This window comes from Streptomyces griseicoloratus, from assembly GCF_014534645.1.
Classification (GTDB): Bacteria; Actinomycetota; Actinomycetes; order Streptomycetales; family Streptomycetaceae; genus Streptomyces; species Streptomyces griseicoloratus.
Genome location: NZ_JACVQF010000074.1, coordinates 1 through 212, shown reverse-complemented (window position 1 = coordinate 212; position 212 = coordinate 1). Strand labels below are relative to the sequence as shown.

Below are 212 nucleotides of genomic sequence, written 5' to 3'. Positions count from 1 at the left end.
GTTATGCGGTGTTGCAGGGGCCGGGTACGGATCTGGGCAACACGGTGGTGTTCGCCAGCCTGGTGACCGGTGGTGTGCTGCACATTCTCGACGAGGAAGCGGTCACCGATCCGGCGGCTGTCGCCTTCTACCTCGTCGAGCAGGGGATCGAGTGTCTGAAGGCGGTGCCGTCGCATGTGGCGGCTTTGGGTGTGGCGTCGGTGGCGTCGTTG

1 protein-coding gene is annotated in these 212 nt (G+C 65.1%); it reads left to right on the top strand.

Annotated features, from left to right (window positions below):
* Nucleotides 1-212 (top strand): hypothetical protein (locus tag H0H10_RS02275; RefSeq protein ID WP_188179085.1); only part of this gene is annotated, 212 nt, incomplete at both ends.